This window comes from Paenibacillus luteus (assembly GCF_006542765.1).
Classification (GTDB): domain Bacteria; phylum Bacillota; class Bacilli; order Paenibacillales; family Paenibacillaceae; genus Pristimantibacillus; species Pristimantibacillus luteus.
Map to the genome: position 1 here is coordinate 138,857 of NZ_SKCD01000077.1, position 22,465 is coordinate 161,321.

Below are 22,465 nucleotides of genomic sequence, written 5' to 3' on the forward strand. Positions count from 1 at the left end.
GTAATCCTTCTTTCTTATGCTGTTCACTCTATGTTGTTAAGCATTCCATTACAGTACCTGTTACATGCGGGAATTCTTCACATCAGGCTCGTCCTGGCGAATGCGGTACCAGTATTCATATTGCGGCACAAAGCCTATTTTCTCGTACAGCCGCTTTGCCGGCGCATTGTTTTTTACTACTAGCAGATAGCCTTGTTGAGCTCCTTGGCTTCTGCCCCACTTTAGCAAATGAAGCACCAGTTGCTCGCCATGCCCTTTATTGCGGCTGCCCGGATCTGTAACAAGATCATAGATGCCGATCCAATTGTCCTCTATGACGGCAAATCCGCAGGCGACCGGGATTCCGTTATCATGCAGCAGCGCAAAACATGCTTTTAGGGGCGAATGCTCCAACATCTGGCGCGTTATGCTCGCCTGTTCGTTTGTTAACCCGCTAAATACAGCGAGAGCTGCAAGCCAGCTCTCCGACGGATCGCTCTCCAGCCAAATCTCTGCGGAAGCAGGCGACAGAACACCGGATAGATGAACGGTCTGCACAACCGTTTGGTCAACGAGGGCATAGCCGCGTGCTGCAAGCTCTTCATCGAGCGAGGTCGGCTGGATGAATGGCGTTATTTTGAAAGTAGTCTGAAGCCCCGCTTTCTCGTAGCGCTCCTCGCAAATACGGATTTTTTCATTTAGCTCCAGCGTATGGCCATAGATCGGATGAATCGAGTTGGAGCGCTTCGTATAGCCCTTGTTAAAGCGGAGCAGCCACCCATCATAGACGAGGGTTTGGAGAGCTGGCCAGCCATTCAGGCTCATTTCTTCAATTCGTGCGTGAATAAGCTTGCGAATAGGTTCCACATGGTGCCGATCATGCCAAATAAAATCCTTCATGTATTGAGCTGCTTCAAATGGATGCCCGTCCGCATCCTGATAGGTTGTTTCATATTGTTCATCCGTTAGAGCAGCGATGGACCTCATGATCCGTTCGCGGCTTTGCACTGCCTGATTGGAGAGCTCTGCAATTGCGGTGTTCATACCGTAACCTTTCGCATGCTCATTGAACGCGTCATAATCCAGATGCTTGACCGTAAGCGGCAATCCGGCACCCAGCTTCGCTATCGCTTCCTCGTAGAAATAATCGTCCCAGCGCAAAATATGCGCTACTACCTCACGGACCGACCATTTTCCTGCACCCAAGCTCTGATTCCAGAACTGCTTGTCATATCTCGCCAAATCGATGACAAACGCTGTCCATTCCCCAAATTCCTGCAATAGCTGTTCCTTTTCTGAAAACATCCGTCTTCCCCTCTCCTCACGCATATGTAAGCTTTTCCCAACGGTTCTCTTATTTTACTGTAGACTTTCTTAGGCAGCCACTTCTTTTTGCAACCGCCCTCTCGGACAAAAAAATAGCCGCTCCATGAGCAGCCGCTGCCTCTTTCCTATTCAGCCATGCCAAACCGCTCAAGCTGATCCTGCATGTTTGCCTTACGCAATACCTCGCGCTGCTTCGGCCCGAGCAGATCAAAATGCGGAAATTCGGAGCGGGCATGTATATAGCGTGGGTTGAGGCCATTGTCGAGGCACCATCGCGAGAGCTTTTCCATATCGGAGCAGCCTACCTTCGTCACCGTCCGCATATCCGGAAAGCGCGGGTCGAGCCAGTAATGCGTCAAAAATGCGATTTCTCCACGCGCGACAGCCGTCTTCCACTGCTCCATCTCTTTTCGTTTAATGCCAAATGCCATTGCAGCTCACCTTCCCGTTTGACAAGTGTTAATCGGATAAGTTCGTGCATCAGAAGCTTGTTTAAACCAGAATATTTTTGACTCTGCCGACCTGACCGTCCGCAAGCCTTACTTTGATGCCGTGAGGATGCTTGGGCGAATTGGTCAAAATGTCCTTGACGATCCCCCGTGTCAGCTTGCCTGTTCGTTGATCCTGCTTCAATACGATATCGACTTCCAGCCCAGCCTTGATCTGGGAGCGTTCTGTTCCATTCATCATCTATCATTCCTCTGCTGCTCTTAATGTTGGCTTTTAGCATAGCATATACAAAGTAAAGATGCACATTATAGGGACAACTGTTATACTTAACATCAAACGATGTTTACGAAAAGAGGAAATGTATTAATGTCTAACGCATTCAACGCTTTGGGTATCATCCCCAAGCTAAGCGATTTGCTCCACCAAGATGGAATTACCGAACCGACTCCGGTTCAGAAACAAGCCATTCCGCTCCTTCTTAACGGGCAGGATGTCATTGCGCAAGCACAAACGGGCACAGGCAAAACGATCGCGTTTGCTTTGCCTATCTTGCAACGAATTAACATAGAAAAAGAGCAGGTACAAGCTCTTATATTGACTCCGACGAGAGAGCTTGCCATTCAAATAACAAGTGAGCTTAAGAAGCTTGTTCCTGCCGTTGGCGTAAGCGTGCTTGCCGCTTATGGCGGACAGGATGTCGATGCTCAAATTCGCAAGCTGCAAAAGTCGCCTCATATCGTGGTTGCTACTCCCGGTCGCTTAATCGACCATATGAAGCGTGAAACCGTTAGCCTAGGCAAACTACAGATGCTCGTTCTTGACGAGGCCGATCAAATGCTGCACATGGGTTTCCTGCCCGATGTAGAGAGCATTATTTCTCAATCGCCCAAGGCTCGCCAAACAATGCTCTTCTCAGCTACGATGCCGGATGCAATCCGCAAACTGGCTGCAGATTACATGAAAACGCCTGTTGATATCCGTGTTAAGAGCACGAATGTTACGCTCGACAGCATTACGCAGATCGTATACGAAACGACAGACAGAACAAAGCAGCAGACGCTTGTTCATCTGCTTGAACGGCATCAGCCGTATTTGGCGGTTATCTTCTGCCGGACGAAAGTACGCGCGAAGAAACTGAACAAGGAGCTTCAAGAGCTCGGAATTGAATCAGATGAGCTGCATGGCGATCTGACGCAAGCCAAGCGCGAGCAGGTCATGAAGCGCTTTAGAGACGCACGGCTCCAAGTGCTTGTTGCAACGGATGTTGCGGCACGCGGCCTTGACGTAGAAGGCGTTACCCACGTTTACAACTATGACGTTCCGCAAGACGGAGAGCTGTACATCCACCGTATCGGCAGAACGGGCCGCGCGGGTCACGATGGCGCTGCGATTACTCTTGCCACGCCATATGACAAAAATCATTTGATTCTTATTGAGCAGAGCATCAACGCCAAGCTCGCACGTCGCGCTATCGACAGCGAAGGCGTAGAGACCTCTGTTCGCTCACAGTCTGTCGATCGTCCAGAGAAGAGCCGCGGAGCCGCTGGCAAAGGCGGTGCTCGCATCGCAAGCGGCAAACCTGCCGAAGGCGGACGACGCGGACGCGACCGTTCCGGCCAATCGGAGCGCGGTGCTAAACCAGGAGGCCGCAGAGGCCAGCGCGAAACGGTACGCCCTGCTGCCGGCAAACGTACAGGAAGAACTGCAGACGTACGCAGCGAAGCTTCCTCTGAAGCAGCAACAGAAACCTCCGGCTGGGCAGCAAAGCGTGGTGAGCGCTTTGATAAGGGTACTGCAGAGCGTACAGGCAATCGCAGCAATTCAGCTCGTAGCGAACGTACAGGCAGCCGCGAGAATAGCTCACGTGGCGGTGAGCGCGACGGGAACCGTGGCAGTTCGGCACGCGGCGGCTCTAGCCGCAGCAGCTTTGGAAGCCCGCGGGGCGCAGAGCATGCAGCAGGCCGCGCTAATACTAAGGTAGACAGCCCTTGGGAAGCGGCACGCAACGATCTCAAAGCGAGCAACGAACGTAGTGCAGTTCGGGGCAAAGCCCAAGCTGGCGGTCGAGGCGGACAGCGTGGCAACTCATCAGCTGGTGGACGAAGCGGTGCACCAACTGGCGGCCGAAGCAGTGCACCAGCTGGTGCACGCGGAGGAAGCACGCGTAACAGCGGCCCATCGAATAAACCGCGCGGTGGACGCGGACGTTAATACCATAAAAGAGCGGATTTTGCACGGCAGCCCATGCCCTTCGAAATCCGCTCTTTTTTATCTTAAAGTCCACTCCAATTCGCCCAGCTTTTCCACAGAGAAGGCGTATTCATCTCCCTAGCAAATGTCGGAGTACCATCCGTAACAAACTGCTGCACCAAACGAGAAGAGATCTGCCTAAATGTCTTCAGACCGAGACAAATGTCCAATCGAATCGGGACATTTTGACATACAATACCCTATACCGAACAGCGGGAAGTACCCCATTTACACAGCATCCCACAGTCGGAAAATCATGAATAGGGGGAATTGGCATGTCCGGTGTACATGGAGGCTTTACGTCGGTTGGCGTAATTTTGGTATTGTTCATTCTTCTGGTTATTATTTCTAGATCCGTTCTCTAATGATCGTAAAATCCTCATTATAGCAAAAAACCGCCGAGCACTAGGCTCTGGCGGTTTTTTGGCGATTTAAGTCCATGCATATTCACGCAGTGCACGCGCTACGCCATCCTCGCTGTTCGAAGGGGCAACCGCTTTGGCTGACAGCTTCACCTGCTCAGGTGAATTGCCCATTGCAATGCCCATTCCGGCAAATTGCAGCATTGTAATATCATTATAATAATTGCCTATGGCAAGGATGCGGCTTCGGTCAATGCCCCGTATTGCAGCCAACTGTTCCAATGCTCTTCCTTTATTAGCCTCCGCGTGATGAACGTCGATGAAGTAATCGCCGCTTCTTATCGAGTGAAGAGTTTGCGGCCAGCTTGCCCATTCCGTTTGAACCGTGTCCATTTGTTCCTTGCTGCCAAAAACCGTAAATTTCACGAGACCGCTAGGCAGAGCTAGCCGGAAGTCCTGTATAGAGGGCTTCGCTTGATAACGGCCATACATAAGTTCAGCTTCAGGCGTCATGCTCTCCACCATCATTTCAAAGGCCGTATTTAAATCAAAATGGATCGCGCGATCACGGCAATAAACTACGAAATCACTCAAATGCTCTGGAATCATATCAAACTGATGGATAACTGACCGGTCATCCGAATTAATCGTTGCGGCTCCATTATGCGTAATTACTGTACCGCCTAGTCCAAGCTCTTCCAATATCGGAAGCGCACCTGACGGTCCGCGGCCCGTGCACAACACGATTTGAGCGCCGCGGTCCGCAGCCTCGTGAACCGTTTCACGGATCGCTTTCGTTAGTACATGATCGTCGGTCAACAGCGTTCCATCAACATCTAATGCAATTAAATCGTATTGCAAGCTCATCGTCTCACTCCAATTTTTGTCTCTTTGTATGGTTATTGATCAAATTTTCGTCTATGCGCCCGAAGCAGTTCCACTTCTTCCAAGGTTAGTTCCCGGTATGAACCCTCCGGTAGTGACTCATCCAATGCGAGAGGCCCCATGGACACTCTTTTCAAGTAGACGACCGTTTTGCCTACCGCTTCAAACATTCTTTTTACCTGATGAAACTTCCCTTCCATGATCGTCAGCGAGATGCTGGAATACTTTCCATCCTCCCGCATTTCCTGTCTGGCAATTTCAAGTACAGCAGGCATTGTAACGTAACCATCATCAAGTGTAACACCAATAGAAAACTGCTCTTTATCTGCCTCTCCAACATCTCCATGAACTAAGGCTTCGTACGTTTTAGCTACATGCTTGCGCGGGGACAGCAGCTCGTGTGCCAATTGGCCGTCATTCGTCAGCAGCAGCAGACCTACCGTATCCTTATCCAGACGGCCTACCGGAAACGGCTCGCGCATTCGATCCTGCGGCTCCAGAAGGTCGATGACAGTACGCTCGCGTCCGTCCTCCGTCGCCGAAATAACTCCTTGTGGCTTATTGAGCATAAAATATACGACGTCCCTATAAATAACCTGCACGCCTTCAAAAGCAACTTCCGATGTATCTTGGTCTACGATGATGCCGCTATCCTTGATCACCTTGCCTGCTAACGTCACCTTTCCAAACTTTACTGCTTTCTTTATCTCACTGCGTGTACCTAGGCCCATATGGGCAAGCAGCTTATCGATTCGAATTTTTTTGCTCATCCTACACCCATCTCCATCCTGCTGGCAGCTCATTTTTGATCATGCCTCCGGCATATTTCCCCCAGCCAATGGGATAACCATCTGTACAAACCAAGATATAACCCTTGGACGGTTCGCCTTCTTTCACCTGGACAGACGATTCCTCCACAAATAGGGTTTCACCTTTCAAAAACCGAAGTGTCTGCTCGTCTGTCGAGCTCCAATTCACCCAACGCACCGCAGCTTCCCGTGTAAGTCCCATTGCAAGGGGATGCGACGGCTCAAAGCGTCCGCGAACGGCCTCACCCACATACCATCCCGCTCTGACGACTCGCAGACCATCGAGCGGCGGCACTTCTTCCGGCTGAATATAAACTCGCGATCCATAGGCCATCACACGGCCCGGCCAAGAAAGCGCACCCGCCGCGAACTGCTCCGCGTGTTGGCTCCAGAGTTCAACAGGTGACGCTGCCTCTAAAGCAACCTGGTTGTTGTCAGTCCGAACGCTGCCGCCGGTACGGGATTTTATAGCGTGATTGGAAGAGGCATTTTCCCAATCGTTACGGGTCTGGCGTTTGGCTGCGCGCCGCTCATCTCTGTAATCCTGCTTTTTCTCTAGTTTCTTTGGTCCGTTTGGCTGCGGCTCCCGCTTCAGTCTTCCAGATACTCCCTGCGCCGAAGGGCGAGTTCGTGGCCCAACATTATGAATGGCATCGGTTTGTTGTTGTTCTCGCTGCCCTCTGCGTACAAGCACAGCGGCATAGTGGCCTTCTCCTTCAATTAAATGCGGCCATAGCCTTACCGTACCTTTGATCGATTGAAGCCGCTCAGCATCAAGCTGAGCCGTCTCTCCGGCTAAATCCGCTCTGCCCGGCTGCCATCCAAATTGCTGCGGTACCGGCTCTATATCGAAATCAACATGCTCTGCGAGGAAAGTGGCGATCTGTTGTTCATTCTCTTCGGGTGAGAAGGTGCACGTGGAATACACGATCCGCCCCCCAGGTGCAAGCATCGCTGATGCATGTCGCAAAATATCACGCTGCATGATGGAACATCGTTCGATGGAATGCTTCTCCCAATCCGCGATCATCGATTCATCTTTGCGAAACATGCCTTCGCCAGAGCAAGGCGCGTCGACAAGAATTCGATCGAACCATTCTGGGAAGACAGCGGCAATCGCCTCTGGTTCCTCATTGAGCACCACTGCATTTCGGACACCGGCTAGCTCGATATTTTTGGCGAGTGCCTTGGTTCGTTCCCGCGCATTATCGTTTGTGACGAGCACTCCACTTCCCTGCAGCTTCCCGGCGATTTGTGTTGATTTACCGCCTGGTGCCGCACACAAATCCAGCACGCGCTGACCAGGCTGCACGTCCAACAATTCCACAGGAGCCATAGCGCTCGGCTCCTGAATATAATAAAGGCCAGCATGGTAATGAGGGTGCTTGCCAGGACGCTCTCCCTCTGCGTAATACAGTCCGTCTGGGGCCCATGGGATCGGACGCGTCCCTTCTCCTATTGGAGATAGCTCTCTCCACAGCGCAGCATTGAGCTTCAAACGGTTGATTCTCAAACCATATACTCTTGGGTCTGCATAGGATGACATAAAATTGTCATATTCCTCATGGAGCAGCTTTTCCATTTTTTCCGTGAATTTACGAGGCAAATTGCCGATCATACCCATTTCCTCCTGCCAATCTGCGATGATGTCTAGGCTCTTACATACGAGTATAGCTTTGTTATATAATATATTAAAGTAAGGACAAGCTGCCTAGAAAACGCCTGTCCATCAAAAAAATCGTTTCGGAGGTCGCCGTACAAATGAAAAGAAAAAAGAAAGTCAGTATGATCTATGTGTATATCGGAGTTGTCGTTATTTTATTCGGTTTAATTGCCTTGCTGAACAACAGCGGCAAAGTAAACGCTCTTTATGACAAGCCTGTATCACAGCTAAATCCAGAAACGCGCAAGCAGCTTGACGATCCTAACTATCAGAATATCATATTACCGGCTGTATTGGACAAGAAGGTCGCAGATAAGGAAAGTTTCTTTGTCTATCTATTTGCTTCTGATTGCCCGCACTGCCAAAAAACAACGCCGCAGCTCATGCCGCTGGTAGATGAACTGGGCATTGATCTGCCTCAATTTAATTTAAGAGAATTCCCTTCCTACTTCAATAAATATAATGTGGAATATACGCCTACGCTCGCTTATTTCAAGGACGGCGTTCAAATCGATAAACTTGAAGGCGGACTTGCTGAAGCAGGAACTTCAGGTTATTCCCTTGAGGATTTCCGGGCATTCTTCAACAAATATTCAGGAGCTGAGAACAAATGATGAAGCGCCAGCGCTTAACGGAGGAACAGATTGCCGAGAACCAGAAAAACTCTCGGATTCGCGGCATCATGTACGGCCTGCTGCTGGCATTTGCATTCATAACCCTGCTCACCGCCTGCGGCATGGCAAGCGACGACAAAACAGGGGCCGAGCACCAGCACGGCTCCGAAACTTGGCAGACGACAGAGTCGTATGACAAGCTTCCCGGTTTTCTCGCCGACTACACACCGCATACAAGCGACCTATACAAGGCTGTACACGCCCATGCTGACATTATGAGCGGTGTGACCTGCTATTGCGGCTGTTCGGATGGGCTCGCAGTCGAAACCCCGCATGACTCGCTTCTGCGCTGCTATGTCGCCGAGCATCCTGCGGATGAAGGAGCCGTAACCTGGACGAACCACAGTACCAGCTGCGGCATCTGCAAGAAAGAGATGGAAGAAGTTATCGCCTTAAGCAAGCAAGGCAAGACGGCTGATGAAATACGAGAAGCCATAGACGCTTCTTATAAACCAAAGAAATCCAGCGACTAGTCTTGCCTTTCTATTGTTTTCTCACAACGGCTGCCTCCGCAGGTTCAACAGAACTTTGCCTGGCAGCTGTTTTTGATGTCATAGGAAGTTCATCTCTCTATACATCGCCCATTTAGCGGGTCATAAAAAATAAAGGCATCATGGCAGCATTTCCGCTGCCAAGACACCTCATGTTTTCATATAAGCAGGTAGACCCGCCTACGACTAATTTTGATTTGCTTTTTTGGCCTTGCCGATCGCTGCCTGAATATCAAGCGAGAGCTTGCTAAGCCCATGATAATCCTCTCTTTCAAACTTTTCATTGAATCTCATTTGGAACTGCGCGGCCTCGCGGACGCGGTGGTAAAAATATAAATCCTGTATGCCGCTCAGAACCTTGGATACGACATTTGACTGCTCCTCGAATTCTGTCTGGGCATCCAAAATCTCCTTGCGAATGCTCGTCATCTCCGTATCGAGCTGTGATGCGGCTTCGGCCGCTTTCTTCAAGCGGTCGCGCACATCCTCTGGCAAGCTTTCCTTAAACTTATAGTTCAGGGAATGCTCGATTGTTGCCCAAAAATTCATCGCCAGCGTTCGAATCTGAATTTCAGCCAATACGATTTTGTACCCTAGCGCCGTTTGAACGGGATATTCGACAATCATATGGTAGCTGCGATATCCGCTATCCTTAAAATTCGTAATATAATCCTTCTCATAGACAAGCGTCAAATCCCTGCGCGTCCGGATTAAGCTTGCGACCCGGTGGATATCATCAACAAACTGGCACATAATTCGAATGCCTGCTATGTCTTCAATGCCTTTATCCAATTGATCTGACGGGACATTAAGGCGCTTGGCTTTTTCCAATATGCTTGAAATGCGCTTCACCCGGCCGGTGACAAATTCAATCGGTGCGTAAGCTTCTCTTATCTTCAGTTCAACCCGCATCGTTTTAAACTTCACTTTCAGTTCTTCAACCGCTTGTTCATAAGGCTGTAAAAAAAGATTCCAGTCTCTACCGTCCATCCGGCCGCCTCCTGTTCTTAAACGTGATCTGCGCCGACTGCTTCAGCGATGTTACTGTAGCCATCCTTGCGTAAACATTCCTTCAATCCGCTGGTCAATTCCCTAAGCACGCCTGGTCCTTTATAAATAAGCGCGGTGTAAATCTCAACCAGGGAAGCTCCTGCGCGGATTTTATCGTATGCGTCCTGCGCTGTAAAAATGCCGCCAGACCCTATGATCGGCAGCTGTCCGCCGGTCTGACGGTACACCGCTCGAATTACCTCGGTTGAGCGGTCGCGAAGCGGTTTGCCGCTCAATCCCCCAGACTCGCCGGCGTTAGCGTGCTGAAGTCCTTTCCGGGACAACGTCGTATTCGTCGCGATAATGCCGGACACCCCGCTTTCCATTATCGTGCCCACCGTTAGCTCAAGCTGTTCGCTTGTCATGTCTGGAGCGATTTTGACCAGAACGGGCTTTGCTTTCTTTCCTATTTTCGCCGCTTGCTCGTTTATTTCCTGTTTTACTGCGCTCAGTAAATTTCTCAGTTCTTCGCCGTGCTGCAAATCACGCAAATCCGGCGTGTTTGGCGAGCTGATATTGACGACAAAAAAATCGCCATATGTATAGAGGTCGCGAATGCAGGCCTGATAATCCTCATGAGCCAACTCATTTGGTGTCGTCTTGTTTTTGCCGATATTGACAGCAATCGGAATCCGATTGATTTTGCGTCGTGACAGTTTTTCTGCCATTGCAGCTGTGCCTTCATTGTTAAAGCCCATTCGATTAATTAAGGCTTCGTCCGAAGGAAGACGGAATAACCTCGGTTGCTCATTGCCTGCTTGTCCCTTCGGCGTTACGGTACCCACTTCAGCGAAGCCAAAGCCAACGCTTGAGAAGCCGTCTGCGGCCTTGCCGTTTTTATCGAGACCAGCTGCCAAACCTACAGGATGAGGAAAATGAATGCCAAACCACTCGGTTGCAAGCTCCGGCGACTCTGCTACGCCGTACATTGCATGCATCAGCCCATTCAGTCCCGGTACGACTCCTCCTGCTGCCAAGCCGTCAATAACTAGATGATGGGCTCTCTCGGGGTCCAAACGGAAAAAAATAGGCTTAAGAATTGAAGAATAAAGCAACTTACTCACTCCGATCTCAGATATATGTTCTATCTGACAGTTTAGCGTTTTTGCAGCAAAAAGAAAAGAGCCTGCACCAAGGGTGCAAGCATCCATTATATTGCGGCTTGTCCGGAAAACGATTACAATGGGATCATAATCATTATTATTATGAAACAGAGGGGTTGATTGTCGATGAGTTCTCCAAAAAGAAAACCTGCAACGATGAAAGCCAAACCTAAGGAAGAAATCAACAAGAAAGCACTAGCGTGGATCGGCTCCATTGTTGGCGTTGTTGTCGTAGCGGTCGCGCTGCTTCTGATCTTTACCTCGTAAGTACCATTAAGTCAACCATTTATATACCTTTGCGGGATTGGTTTCGTTTTGGCGCGGCTCCAGCTTGAATCTTTCCGTTGGCTGCTGTACCTTGGACGGAAGCGTCCCGTTTTTTATTTTAACTACTGTTCCAAGCGGAACCATGTCGAACAATTCTTCCACATCCTCTTTGCTCATCCTTACGCAACCAAGCGATTCATCCTTGCCAATGCTATCTGGCTCATCGGTCCCATGAATGGCATACAGCGTATTTGACAACGTCATGCCGCGGCTTCCAAAAATCCCATTGTCGCTCCCATTCGGATTTTTCACTTTTTCACTAATATAGAAGCTTCCTTCGGGTGTTTCCTCTCCGCCAAGGCCTACTTTAAAGCTCCTAACGATGATATTTCCTTGAACAATCGCCAGTCGATGAGTAGCTTTGTCCACAATAATTTCAAGCGGCTGATTCCACTCTTTATCCAAAATTCCATTCGTGCCTACCAGTTGGCTTTTTTCCTTTTGCGGAGTTTCCTTCCCATCCACAGCAGTTGAATCACCTTTACCGGCTCCCTGCTCACGAACAGACTTATCCTTCTGCGCCTTGGCATTTTTCACCTTGAGACTGACTCCGGCAAATAAAGCACGCATCCCGCCTCTTTCGCCAGCAAGATAATTATTAGGATACGGCCGAATCAAATCATCCAGCTTCTCAGGCCATTTTTTATTTTTTCGCTCATATTGGATAATTGCGCTCGCTAACGTCCAATGGGTCTCCTGCTCTTGGCTCCATTTCTCGTATTCTTTCGCAACAGCGGATACGTCGGACGGCTCACAATCGCAGGTTTGCCGATCAAGCATCGTTGTCTGCAGCTCAGAAGCCCCATTTTCCTTTCGAACAGCCATAAGCAGCTTTGTGTTTCCTTTCCATTTACGCCAGCCCGATTCTTCCTCCAGCCTCGCTGTGATAGTCAGAAGCGGCGCATCGGCAGCTGCAGCAATTAGAGCGTTCCACACACTGCCGACTGGCTGTCGATCCTTTTGTGTAACGAATACCACACCTACCGGAAGCTGCTGGTTCTCGGCGACAATAAGTGGCTCAGGAGTAGTTTCTCTCTTTAAAGCTCCATTAGCCGGAATCATCACAACAACAAAGAGCAGCAAACCTGCTAACAAAGCCGTTCTTCGGGCAAGCTTTTTTTTCTTATGCTGTTTATCCCATGCTTTGAGCTGCTGCAGCTGATTATCCGATAATGGATGGCTCTCATCCTCAAACGCGTCATATACCTCGCCAGCTTTGAGGAAGCAGTAGTTCGCCTTACCTTCCTTGCCGGCAAGCAAATACTGTTTGCCAAGCAAATACCAGCCCATTTGGTTATTAGGATGTTGGTTTACAAATTGCTTTAAATAAAAAATATCATCTGGAGACTCCATCCCCCGCTCCTCCCAACTAGTGGTAATACTTCTTTATCGGTAGGATGGAAGCATGAATGAATCCCCCTCAATCATTTCAGTAGAAAAGCATGCAAAAAAGCCCCTTCCGCAGCATGCGCTGGCTGGAGGGGGCCTCTTCATAATGATTTAGATATTAATAGTTAAAAGCCACATCTGCGATTTTGATCGAATCAGTAGGACAGCCGTCAGCGGCATCCTGCAAATCATCAAATAAATCTTCCGGAATCTCAGTGTTGCCTGTGTTTCCATCTGCTTTATAAATAACTTCTGCAAGACCTTCGTCATCATAATCATAAATGTCAGGAGCAGTTGCTCCACAAGCTCCACAAGCGATGCACGTATCTTTTTCGACCCAAGTAAACTTACCCATGGAATTTCCCTCCCAAATAAATATACGGAATAATCTCGTCTCTGTACAGTCAATCTTCATTCATCAATATATAACAAACTATCATCCTTTTGCAAGGATGTACCCCGAATTCGTTTATTCCTAATTAAGGTGGATGGATCGTCGCCAAGCATTCCTGCGGTAAGTACCGCATCCTCCCCATACTTGTCGCGAAGCTGATCCATCGCCTTCGTAAGTGCTTCCTTGCGAGGCTGCTGTTCATAGCTGAATAGATCCAGTTGAAGCGCTGTTTCTTCCAACAGCTTCAGGTTTTGCAAGGTGATTCCAAGGAGGCGTATGGGTTCTCCAACCTTCCAATGCTTATCATATAATCGACATGCTTCCTTATAAAATTCCTCAGAGGTTTGCGTGGGCGCGCCAAGCGTATGGGAACGAGTGATCGTCGTCATATCTGGATTTCGGATGGTTAACTGAACGGTAGTTGCTACCAGCTTTTGTCTTCGCAGCCTTCGCCCGGTCTGATCTGCCAAATTCAGCAGAACACGGTATACGTCTTCGCGGGCAGTAAGATCTGCTGGAAGTGTCGTTGTGTGCCCAATCGATTTGTTGAGCTCTCGGTTTGGATTCACCTCACCATGGTCAATACCATGTGCCGCAGCCTTCATCCAAGAGCCAACTACGCCAAATTGCTTGATCAGCATCTTCTCGTCCGTGCCCGCGAGCTGTCCGATCGTTCGAATATTTAGCTTCAATAGTTTATCCGCGGTCTTCTTCCCAATTCCGAACAACGTATCACACGATTTATCCCAAAGCACCTGCCTCACATCGCGGATTCGCAGTACGGTAAGCCCATTCGGCTTCTTCATATCCGAGGCCATCTTGGCGAGCAGCTTATTCGGCGCAAGTCCAATGGAGCAAGGAAGCGACCACTCCGACATGATCCGCTGTTGAAGAGAAGCGGCAATATCCAGCGGTGAGCCGAACATTTTGGAGCCTGTAATATCCATATAACATTCGTCAATGGAAACGGCCTCCACTAGCGGTGTATACTGCCTCGCGATCGCCATGAAGCCATGAGAGTATTTACGGTATAAAGTGAAATCCGGTTTTATTAATATAAGCTCCGGACACAGCTGAAGTGCCTGTCTCACGTTCATGCCGGTCTTTATTCCTTTGCTTCTGGCTGTATAGGAACAAGTAACAATTATGCCCTTGCGCTGTTCTACGCTGCCCGATACCGCCGTCGGCCTGTTCTTATATTTCTCAGGTTCCTCTGCTTCATGCACGGAACAATAGAAGGCATTCATATCCAAATGAATAATAACGCGGCCTTTAGCCGGATAATGTTCATTTACACTTTTTGTCATCCTTTGTATCACCGCCTAAATTAGAAGCAACAAAATTACATAAGCCTCATCATCCCCAGCATACAATTCCAATAGGGGCAAGTCAACGCAGCCATAATAAGCACGCAAATTTTACAACAAACCCTCTACTTTCACGACGACAAGTGTTATAATATTTAATTATGATTTGAAATGGCAATCAGTGAAGGAGGCGTCCCGTTAATGACAACAAACATATCCATATTTGATACGACGCTGCGTGACGGTACACAAGGAGAAGGAATCAGCCTGTCTGCGGATGACAAATTAAAAATTGCCCAGAAGCTCGACGCGCTGGGCGTTCATTATATTGAAGGCGGCAATCCCGGGAGCAACAGCAAGGATATCGAATTTTTCCAGAGGATCAAAGCATTCAATCTTAATGCCAAAATTACCGCATTCGGAAGCACGCGTCGGAAAAACAGCTTAGCTGAGCAGGACGCTAGCCTTGTTCGCATTGCAGAATCCGGTGTTCCGGCAGCTACGCTTGTAGGAAAATCATGGGACTTCCATGTACATACCGCCCTGCAAACGACGCTTGAAGAAAATCTATCGATGATCTACGACTCAATCGCTTTTCTAAAGCAAAACGGCATGGAAGCCTTGTTTGATGCGGAACATTTTTTTGATGGCTTCAAGCACAACCCTGAATATGCCGTTTCCGTACTTAAGAAGGCGCAGGAGGCTGGCGCGAACTGGCTCGTGCTTTGCGATACGAACGGCGGCACCCTGCCGAATGAAATCCATGACATCGTCACGCATGTAAGACAGGTGCTGACGACGCCAATCGGCATTCACACCCATAACGACTGCGAGCTGGCCGTGGCAAACTCACTTGCTGCTGTTGGCGCAGGCGCACGTCAGGTTCAAGGCACAATCAACGGCTATGGCGAGCGCTGCGGCAATGCCAATCTATGCTCCATCATTCCTAATCTACAAATTAAGATGAAATATGATGTACTGCCTGTTGAGAAGCTCTCTACCTTGACAAGCACTGCACGCTACGTAAGCGAAATCGCCAATGTCCATATGCCAGTTGGCCAAGCTTATGTCGGCAATGCGGCATTTGCACACAAAGGCGGCATCCATGTCTCTGCGATAATGAAGGATTCCAAAACCTATGAGCATATCCAGCCAGAGCTTGTAGGCAACAAGCAGCGCATTCTCGTATCAGAGCTTGCCGGCCAAAGCAACATCATCTCCAAAGCCAAGGAGCTTGGACTTGACGTTACGGCAAATAATGAGAAAACGAAGCAGATCATGGATCAGATCAAAGAGCTGGAACATCAAGGATATCAATTTGAAGGCGCGGATGCATCGATGGAATTGCTGCTTCGTGAGGCATTTGACGGCGAGGTCAAGGAAGTTTTCAAGGTTGAATCGTTCAAAATGCTTGTTGAGAAAACCAACGGCCAAATGATTTCCGAAGCCATTGTGAAGATAAACGTCGATGGCCAACAGGTATACACAGCTGCTGAGGGCAACGGTCCCGTCAATGCGCTCGATAACGCGCTCCGTAAGGCACTGGTTCAATTTTATCCTAAGATTGAAGGCATCCATCTGTCTGATTACAAAGTCCGTGTAATTGACGAGAAGGACGCTACAGCAGCCAAGGTTCGCGTGCTTATCGAATCCACTGGTCTCGATAACACATGGAGCACCGTTGGCGTCTCCAATAATGTTATTGAAGCAAGCTGGGAAGCGCTCGTAGACAGTATCCGCTATGCCTTGCTTGGCATGGTCAAGGTGGATAACAATCAAGCGGATTCATCGGACAGGATCGGTCTCGTCAATCATTAACAAAAAAAGGTCTGCCTGACGTCACGTTGTGACATCAGACAGACTTTTTTTTATTGTTGTTCCTTACATCCACTTCTCAATCAACCGTTCCCATTCCTCGTAGGTAATGACGCCATTAATTCTTTCTCGAATAACGCCCTCACTGTCAATTAGAAACGTGGTTGGGAATGTATCCACCTTATACTGCTTGGTCACGTCACCCTCACGGTCCATCAGAATTGGAAAAGTAAACTCATGCTCATTGACAAAATCTCGAGCCGCCCGTTCTTTATCATATTTGGTAGCATTGACCCCATACAGCTGGATTGCTTCCCCGTATTGCTCATGTAGGCGCTGCAAATCAGGCGCCTCCAGCTCACAGGGGCCGCACCAAGAAGCCCAGAAGTTAACAAAGGATAATTTACCTTGTTTGCCCCCGACCTCGTAGGACTGCTCATCAAGCGCCGGAAGCTTAAATGCCGTCGCCTCAAATCCTGCCTTAGGCTTGAAATCTGCCGACGGAGCTGCTAGCGTAACGGAATCAGAACTGTCATTGTTATATTGGAACAAAGCCAAGCCAGCAAATACAAATGCAATGGTAAAAAGCGTAATGGCGCGTTTCATGGCGTACCTTCTTTCTCTTTCAATAACTTTTTAACCGCATGGCTTCATGGTATCATGTGCAGTATGGAAGCTCAAGACACTGAGCCTTTTAGCCATAAAAACGTCACGTTTCACCCTATAAGCCTTTGGGCTTATTGTTGGTAAATACAGCCCCGTTCATACGCGGAAGCTATAAGATAGCTCCTACAGCCAGATTCCGTTATACTTAATCTATGTCAATACTTCTAGGAGGCTTAATGATGGAAGAACAACCAATGAAGGGCTTTATTACGCAATCTGCATATGATCAGCTCATCCAAATTTGCAGTGATGCCAAACCTATTGAAGCCTGCGGAATCGTTGCAAGCTCAGGTCCAGACATAGACCAAGAAAGTGCCGACAACGATAACCGTTGCGTCATTGACACCATCATTCCCATCACCAATACGCATATTGATCCTACTCATTCGTTCTCCTTTGATCCGGCAGAATGGACCTCTGTCTATTACGACATGCAAAAAAACCGACAAAAGCTTGTCGGCTTATTCCATTCGCATCCGCGTACCGAGGCAGTGCCATCCTCCAGCGACGCTGAAGGCTTCCTGCCTGCATCAGAGCTATCTTATTGGATCGTTTCACTTCAGAACATTGAAAACCCTCATGTCCAGCCCTTCGCTCGATCTCACGGCCATTTTATTCCGATGGAGCTAGTGCTTGCTTAAATAAGCATACAAATCGCCCAGCGTTGTAATATTCCTCTCCAAAATCCTGGCAAGATAGTTCTGCCACAGCTTCGCTGTCATAATGGAGTCCTGCAGCGCGTGATGCCTTTCCGTGATTGGTATGCAGCAGCTGTCGAGCAAATCATCCAGACTGTAACCTTCCAGATTCGGCTCTAGCCACTTAGCCACCATCATCGTATCCAGCACTCTATGGTTTAAATTCACTTTCGAAGTTCGCCAAAGCGCAGCATTCAGAAACTGCTTGTCATGGCCCGAAGCATGGGCGACAAGCAGTCGTCTGCCTACAAATTCCATAAAATCGTGCAGCACCTGCATTAAATCAGGCGCATCCTGCACCATTTCATTCGTAATGCCCGTCAACTCAACAATCGCCTTCGGAATTTTACGCTTTGGATTGACCAGGCTGTAGAAACATTCATTTTCTACCACCTCGCCTCCCCTAAACATTACCGCCCCAAATGAAATAATTTCATCGCCGTTGGTTGGATAGAAGCCCGTTGTCTCCAAGTCGAACACAACAACCTCTAGCTCTTTCAATGGCATATCGAACATCGATTGCTTGCGCTGCTCTTTATTAACGTTGCGAATAAACGCCATTTGCTGCGCATTCTGGGAGCCTAGCATAGAAGCGATGGCAGGCGTAAATCCTCCCATTTTGTATAGGTTCCACATGCGACCGACGCCTTTTTGCTCTTTCATTCTTCCACCGCCTTACGTAAGCCTGCCCATTGTTTGCTTGAATACTGCTCGTTGCAGCTTCTTGCCTAGACGCAGACCGCTTTTCAACTCATCCGTCATTTCCTTCGTCAGTTTCCGGCTGGACAGCTTGCCATTGTTCGCATATAAGCCATCGGCACTTTGCTCTGTCGTCATTAGCCGAAGCCTCAGAAAAATACGAAATGCCTGATCGTAGACTGCAGCATCTGTGGCAGACATCTTCCCAGCCTTAACCAGCATCTTAATCCGCTCAAGCGTGGACGTTTCCCTTATTCCCATTTGGATAGACAATAACCTGATTGAATTTACCATAGGAATGTAGGCGCCGTATTTTATATCTAGGCTGCCCGCATCCTCTCCGTATTGTTCCTTGAGAAGTTGGCCAAAGATGCCAAGAAGCACTTTATGGCGCATAGTATTATCGAGCATCCGCTGCAAAATGATTTGATGATTTAACATATCGATAAAAAATAAGTCCTTAAGCTCGTCTAGCAGCCTTTGCTCACCATAAACGCATCTGCCATCTGCAATAATCAGCAAATAACGGACCGCTTCCCAAGCCGGCTCTTCAAACCAGTGATCCAGCTTGCTGCCCCATTCCGATAAAGGCAAACACCACTCCGGGTTGCTGCTTAGCACGTTGCCTTCACAAGGCGGGTATCCCGTCACTTGAAGAAAAGCTACGATTAGCTCGCATAGTTGCTTGAAATAAAGACCTACTTCTTCTGGATCAGCCACAGGATCCTGATAGACAACTCCGCTGTCTTGATCGCTTGACAATGTCTGCTCTTTCCGACCGCCGCTGCCGAACAATAAATATGCGTAAGGCACGGGGGGAGAACCCTTCCCCAACCGTGCCATTTCCGCTTCTGCGAGGATGATCGAGCGCTGGATTACCGCGTCGTGCACCTCATTTAATTGTTCATTAAATTGTTCGACCGGACGCGTGGGGAGAAGAGCTTCCATCTGCTCGTGAACCTGATCCCGCAAGCTTCGCAGCCCCTCTACATGATCGGCTGAGCCAATCTGCTTCAGCAGCTGCAATCGCACCGGATCACTCATGCGACGCCCTCTCCCTTCGGTCAGTCCTTCTCATTCGATTAGCCTTGAATGTTTTGGCCTGCTTTTTTCATTTGCTCAGGATAACCATAAGCTCCATGTTCGCTCAGGTCAAGACCGATAATTTCTTGCTCTTCAGTTACACGGAAGCCCATGATTAGCTTCATTACGCCAAGAACAAGGAAGGAAGCCGCAAGAACGAATGCGCCAACTACGACTACGGATTCGAATTGAACCCAAAGTTGCTTCCAGCTGCCTGTGTCGATCAGTCCACCTGTACCTACGCCAACTTTGTCAGCCAATACTTGTGTAGCGAAGATACCGTTAGCAAGCGTACCCCAGATACCAGCCGCGCCATGAACAGACAAAGCATAGATTGGATCGTCAACTTTGATTTTTTCGAAAAATTTAACGCTGAATACGACAAGCACGCCAGCTACTAGACCAATGACAACCGCTGCCCAAGGATCAACGAATGCGCAAGAAGCTGTAATAGCAACCAATCCGGCAAGCGTACCATTTAGCATCGCAGTAATATCTGCTTTCCCTGAAATTGCCCAAGAGATAAGAAGTGCCGCCACGCCGCCTGCTCCTGCACCAAGCATGGTGTTAAAAGCTACATATCCAAAGAAGCCATCGCCAATTGCTACAGTACTACCAGCATTAAAACCGAACCAACCTACCCATAGAAGCAATACGGAAAGTGCTGTAAACACTTGGTTGTGACCCAAGATTTCATTAGCAGAACCGTCTTTGTTAAATTTACCGATACGAGGCTTAAGCAATACGGTCGCTGCAAATGCTGCAAGTGCTCCTGTTAAGTGAACGACTGTTGAACCAGCAAAGTCTTGTGCGCCATCTTCTGCAAGCCAGCCGCCGCCCCAGATCCAGTGAGCCACAGTCGGGTAAATAAGAGCTACAAAGAATAATGTAAAGACGATATAAGAGGAAAGCTTAGCTCTTTCTGCAAAGCCGCCCCATGCAATTGAAAGGGATACTGCAGCAAACGCTAGTTGGAATAAGAAGAATACGGTGCTTGGAAGGCTCTCGCCATCGCCAGCTGCGATTGTTGGGTTGAAGAAAAAGTCGCCCCAACCGAACACTGCGTTAACGCTGCTGTCACCGCCAAATGCCATACCATAACCAAATGCCCAATAAATAAGTGCAGCAAGGCCTGTTGTGAAAATAGTTTTGCCGGCAACATGACCTGCATTTTTCATCCGTGTAGAACCTGTCTCAAGAAGAATAAATCCACCTTGCATTAATAGAACTAGAATGAATGCGAGCATAACCCATAGCGAGTTCAAACCCATGTCTAACGTTGCGGCTGAAGGATCCTCTGCAAACGCCATTACCGGAAACAATAAAGTGAAGATCCCTAAAGCTAACATCGTTTTCTTTACCATTACGACCACTCCCTAAATGTTATGTTCTCTTACATGTGAGGAAAGACTTAATGTCATTATAGTCAGTAGTGCTCAATTTGACAATACGTTTTATCTATTTTTTTAAAAAAAATCAAACGTTCGGCATAAAATCTAACACGAACGTTAAGATTTTGAACAAAACAGCAGCAAATTCTCCCAAACCTTATGCATATCCTTCGCATTTTCGCTTTTTATAGGCATAGTTTCCTACCTTAGAAATAATAGGCTGACATTCATCCTGGGACTTCCCTACTGTTTCATTATCATAAAAATTCGCTATATATAGAAAAGAAGCACTTTAAGCCGATTCTTTCTCTTCGCTAATCACGCTGCTTTTGACACCTCATGTAACACGTTTGACTGTATGGTTACTTTACCATTATCATTAGAGGTATAGGATGTTAAAGAGTTATCATAGGATAACGAAGCAATGTTTCCTTTAATAGAAGAAAATTATTTTTAAATTCTAAACGAATGGAGGTTTTCAACATGTATCGAATCGGAGAATTGTCCAAGCTCGCTCAAGTCAGTCCACGCACGATCGATTACTACACTTCTATCGGCCTTATTGAGCCTGCTGAGCGTTCAGCCAAAAACTATCGCCTCTATGCCGATGAAACCTTGCAGAGGTTAGAACGTATTGAACAGATGAAAAAAGATAAATATACGTTAGATGAGATTAAAGCAACGATTGAAAGCTGGAGCAAAATTACACCCGAGGAGCAGGTATCCCGTAAGCTCACCGATCTACAGCACCATTTAAGCCAGCTGGAGCGCGAAGTGAAGGAATTGGAGCCTGTCATTAAGAAACTCAAACCAAAGCAAGCCAACCACCTCTACACGCGTCTGATGCCACAGACAGCTGCTTGTATCGAGGCACTGATGCTTCTCATTAACAAGAGCTCCCTCATGTAACGATATTTCATCAATTTAATGGAGGAATGACTCAATGATGTTTATCTACATTTTAATCGCACTCGCATTTATTCTAACGATTTGGGCACAATTCCGAGTCAAAGGAACGTTTAAGAAATGGACCAGCGTGCAAGCAAATAGCGGCTTAACCGGTTACGAAGCAGCCAGAAGAATGCTTGATACCCACGGCTTGCAGGATGTGCCTATCGAGCCGGTAAGAGGCACACTTACGGATCACTATGATCCTATCCACCGCGTTGTGCGTTTGTCAGAGCCCGTATATTATGAAAATTCGATCTCAGCGATTTCCGTTGCTTGTCACGAGGTTGGCCATGCAATTCAGCATGCCGAGCATTATCCAATGCTTGTACTGCGCCACCGCATCTTCCCGGTTGTTAACTTCGCATCAGGCGTAGCTCCTTTTCTTTTCATTGCCGGCATCCTTTTCTCGGCTTTGAATTTGATTGGTCTTGGTATTATCTTCTTCTCTGTTGCTGTTGCCTTTCAGGTCATTACACTTCCAGTCGAATTTAATGCAAGCAATAGGGCTAGGGATATCATGGTTGCAGAAGGGTTTATTACGAATAATGAGGAACGCGGAGTAGCCAAGGTTCTAAATGCAGCCGCATTAACTTATGTAGCAGCGGCGCTACTTTCCTTGCTGGAGCTTATCAGATACATTCTTATCTTCGTAGGCGGCAGCAGACAGGAATAACAAACAGCATACCACTAACTAACAAGAGCT

General features: G+C 48.2%; 24 protein-coding genes. 9 read left to right on the forward strand and 15 right to left on the reverse strand.

The window, feature by feature from the left end:
* Nucleotides 1-60: 60 nt before the first annotated feature.
* The 3 genes from E0496_RS32645 to E0496_RS32655 form a co-directional block, all read right to left on the reverse strand.
* Entirely contained in the window at nt 61-1,284 is a 1,224-nt protein-coding gene (locus E0496_RS32645; RefSeq protein WP_161601656.1) for a GNAT family N-acetyltransferase, read from the reverse strand.
* A 146-nt stretch (nt 1,285-1,430) separates the two neighbouring features.
* On the reverse strand, nt 1,431-1,736 hold the full coding sequence (locus E0496_RS32650; RefSeq protein WP_141506109.1) for a hypothetical protein: 306 nt from the start codon (nt 1,734-1,736) through the stop codon (nt 1,431-1,433).
* A gap of 61 nt (nt 1,737-1,797) precedes the next feature.
* Nucleotides 1,798-1,992 (reverse strand): YwbE family protein, encoded by a 195-nt coding sequence (locus E0496_RS32655; RefSeq protein ID WP_141506231.1) that lies wholly within the window; start codon nt 1,990-1,992, stop codon nt 1,798-1,800.
* A gap of 129 nt (nt 1,993-2,121) precedes the next feature.
* Here E0496_RS32655 and E0496_RS32660 point away from each other — a divergent pair, with 129 nt between their 5' ends.
* Both E0496_RS32660 and E0496_RS32665 read left to right on the forward strand, forming a co-directional pair.
* Nucleotides 2,122-3,966 carry a DEAD/DEAH box helicase gene (locus E0496_RS32660; RefSeq protein ID WP_141506110.1) on the forward strand — a complete coding sequence of 615 codons (1,845 nt, stop codon included), beginning with the start codon at nt 2,122-2,124 and terminating at the stop codon, nt 3,964-3,966.
* Nucleotides 3,967-4,280: 314 nt separating this feature from the next.
* Nucleotides 4,281-4,370, forward strand: a complete 90-nt coding sequence (locus E0496_RS32665; protein ID WP_141506111.1) for a sporulation protein YjcZ — start codon at nt 4,281-4,283, stop codon at nt 4,368-4,370.
* A gap of 66 nt (nt 4,371-4,436) precedes the next feature.
* Here E0496_RS32665 and E0496_RS32670 read toward each other — a convergent pair whose 3' ends face one another.
* The 3 genes from E0496_RS32670 to E0496_RS32680 are packed head-to-tail and all read right to left on the reverse strand — an operon-like array spanning nt 4,437 to nt 7,679.
* Nucleotides 4,437-5,234: a Cof-type HAD-IIB family hydrolase gene (locus tag E0496_RS32670; protein ID WP_175598150.1), complete on the reverse strand. Its 798-nt coding sequence runs from the start codon at nt 5,232-5,234 to the stop codon at nt 4,437-4,439.
* 32 nt (nt 5,235-5,266) lie between these two features.
* Nucleotides 5,267-6,022, reverse strand: a complete 756-nt coding sequence (locus E0496_RS32675) for a pseudouridine synthase (RefSeq protein WP_141506112.1) — start codon at nt 6,020-6,022, stop codon at nt 5,267-5,269.
* Nucleotide 6,023: 1 nt separating this feature from the next.
* Complete coding sequence (locus E0496_RS32680; protein ID WP_141506113.1) at nt 6,024-7,679, reverse strand: RsmB/NOP family class I SAM-dependent RNA methyltransferase; 1,656 nt, start codon at nt 7,677-7,679, stop codon at nt 6,024-6,026.
* Nucleotides 7,680-7,822: 143 nt separating this feature from the next.
* Between E0496_RS32680 and E0496_RS32685 the strand changes: the two genes are divergently transcribed.
* Together E0496_RS32685 and E0496_RS32690 are read left to right on the forward strand one after the other, a co-directional pair.
* Nucleotides 7,823-8,338 (forward strand): thioredoxin family protein, encoded by a 516-nt coding sequence (locus tag E0496_RS32685; protein ID WP_141506114.1) that lies wholly within the window; start codon nt 7,823-7,825, stop codon nt 8,336-8,338.
* Nucleotides 8,338-8,871 carry a PCYCGC motif-containing (lipo)protein gene (locus E0496_RS32690; protein WP_161601657.1) on the forward strand — a complete coding sequence of 178 codons (534 nt, stop codon included), beginning with the start codon at nt 8,338-8,340 and terminating at the stop codon, nt 8,869-8,871. Before E0496_RS32685 ends, E0496_RS32690 begins: the two co-directional genes overlap by 1 nt.
* A gap of 204 nt (nt 8,872-9,075) precedes the next feature.
* Here the strand turns inward: E0496_RS32690 and yjbM are convergent, their stop codons facing one another.
* Nucleotides 9,076-9,879, reverse strand: a complete 804-nt coding sequence (gene yjbM / locus E0496_RS32695) for a GTP diphosphokinase (RefSeq protein ID WP_141506116.1) — start codon at nt 9,877-9,879, stop codon at nt 9,076-9,078.
* Nucleotides 9,880-9,896: 17 nt separating this feature from the next.
* Nucleotides 9,897-10,994 (reverse strand): quinone-dependent dihydroorotate dehydrogenase, encoded by a 1,098-nt coding sequence (locus E0496_RS32700; protein WP_175598151.1) that lies wholly within the window; start codon nt 10,992-10,994, stop codon nt 9,897-9,899.
* A gap of 174 nt (nt 10,995-11,168) precedes the next feature.
* On the opposite strand from E0496_RS32700, the gene E0496_RS35785 reads away from it, so the two are divergent.
* Nucleotides 11,169-11,309 (forward strand): hypothetical protein, encoded by a 141-nt coding sequence (locus tag E0496_RS35785; protein ID WP_161601658.1) that lies wholly within the window; start codon nt 11,169-11,171, stop codon nt 11,307-11,309.
* 6 nt (nt 11,310-11,315) lie between these two features.
* On the opposite strand, the gene E0496_RS32705 is transcribed toward E0496_RS35785, so the two are convergent.
* From E0496_RS32705 to E0496_RS32715, 3 genes are all read right to left on the reverse strand, one after another.
* On the reverse strand, nt 11,316-12,722 hold the full coding sequence (locus E0496_RS32705; protein WP_141506118.1) for a L,D-transpeptidase: 1,407 nt from the start codon (nt 12,720-12,722) through the stop codon (nt 11,316-11,318).
* A gap of 154 nt (nt 12,723-12,876) precedes the next feature.
* On the reverse strand, nt 12,877-13,113 hold the full coding sequence (locus E0496_RS32710) for a ferredoxin (RefSeq protein WP_141506119.1): 237 nt from the start codon (nt 13,111-13,113) through the stop codon (nt 12,877-12,879).
* Nucleotides 13,114-13,169: 56 nt separating this feature from the next.
* Nucleotides 13,170-14,459: a DNA polymerase IV gene (locus E0496_RS32715; RefSeq protein WP_141506120.1), complete on the reverse strand. Its 1,290-nt coding sequence runs from the start codon at nt 14,457-14,459 to the stop codon at nt 13,170-13,172.
* A 201-nt stretch (nt 14,460-14,660) separates the two neighbouring features.
* Between E0496_RS32715 and cimA the strand changes: the two genes are divergently transcribed.
* Nucleotides 14,661-16,277, forward strand: coding sequence for a citramalate synthase (cimA, locus tag E0496_RS32720; RefSeq protein WP_141506121.1), 1,617 nt, complete (start codon nt 14,661-14,663; stop codon nt 16,275-16,277).
* 63 nt (nt 16,278-16,340) lie between these two features.
* On the opposite strand, the gene E0496_RS32725 is transcribed toward cimA, so the two are convergent.
* Nucleotides 16,341-16,880 carry a TlpA family protein disulfide reductase gene (locus E0496_RS32725; protein ID WP_141506122.1) on the reverse strand — a complete coding sequence of 180 codons (540 nt, stop codon included), beginning with the start codon at nt 16,878-16,880 and terminating at the stop codon, nt 16,341-16,343.
* 239 nt (nt 16,881-17,119) lie between these two features.
* Here E0496_RS32725 and E0496_RS32730 point away from each other — a divergent pair, with 239 nt between their 5' ends.
* Nucleotides 17,120-17,581 carry a M67 family metallopeptidase gene (locus tag E0496_RS32730; RefSeq protein ID WP_161601659.1) on the forward strand — a complete coding sequence of 154 codons (462 nt, stop codon included), beginning with the start codon at nt 17,120-17,122 and terminating at the stop codon, nt 17,579-17,581.
* Here the strand turns inward: E0496_RS32730 and E0496_RS32735 are convergent.
* The 3 genes from E0496_RS32735 to E0496_RS32745 are packed head-to-tail and all read right to left on the reverse strand — an operon-like array spanning nt 17,567 to nt 20,784.
* Entirely contained in the window at nt 17,567-18,301 is a 735-nt protein-coding gene (locus tag E0496_RS32735) for a 3'-5' exonuclease (RefSeq protein ID WP_141506124.1), read from the reverse strand. The genes E0496_RS32730 and E0496_RS32735 overlap by 15 nt on opposite strands.
* Before the next feature lie 12 nt (nt 18,302-18,313).
* Nucleotides 18,314-19,381, reverse strand: a complete 1,068-nt coding sequence (locus E0496_RS32740) for a DUF294 nucleotidyltransferase-like domain-containing protein (protein ID WP_141506125.1) — start codon at nt 19,379-19,381, stop codon at nt 18,314-18,316.
* A 38-nt stretch (nt 19,382-19,419) separates the two neighbouring features.
* Nucleotides 19,420-20,784, reverse strand: coding sequence for an ammonium transporter (locus E0496_RS32745; RefSeq protein ID WP_141506126.1), 1,365 nt, complete (start codon nt 20,782-20,784; stop codon nt 19,420-19,422).
* A gap of 510 nt (nt 20,785-21,294) precedes the next feature.
* On the opposite strand from E0496_RS32745, the gene E0496_RS32750 reads away from it, so the two are divergent.
* Both E0496_RS32750 and E0496_RS32755 read left to right on the forward strand, forming a co-directional pair.
* A complete protein-coding gene (locus E0496_RS32750) occupies nt 21,295-21,720 on the forward strand; it encodes a MerR family transcriptional regulator (RefSeq protein WP_238404042.1) in 426 nt (141 codons plus the stop codon).
* A 34-nt stretch (nt 21,721-21,754) separates the two neighbouring features.
* Nucleotides 21,755-22,435: a zinc metallopeptidase gene (locus E0496_RS32755; RefSeq protein WP_420799836.1), complete on the forward strand. Its 681-nt coding sequence runs from the start codon at nt 21,755-21,757 to the stop codon at nt 22,433-22,435.
* Nucleotides 22,436-22,465 lie beyond the last annotated feature (30 nt).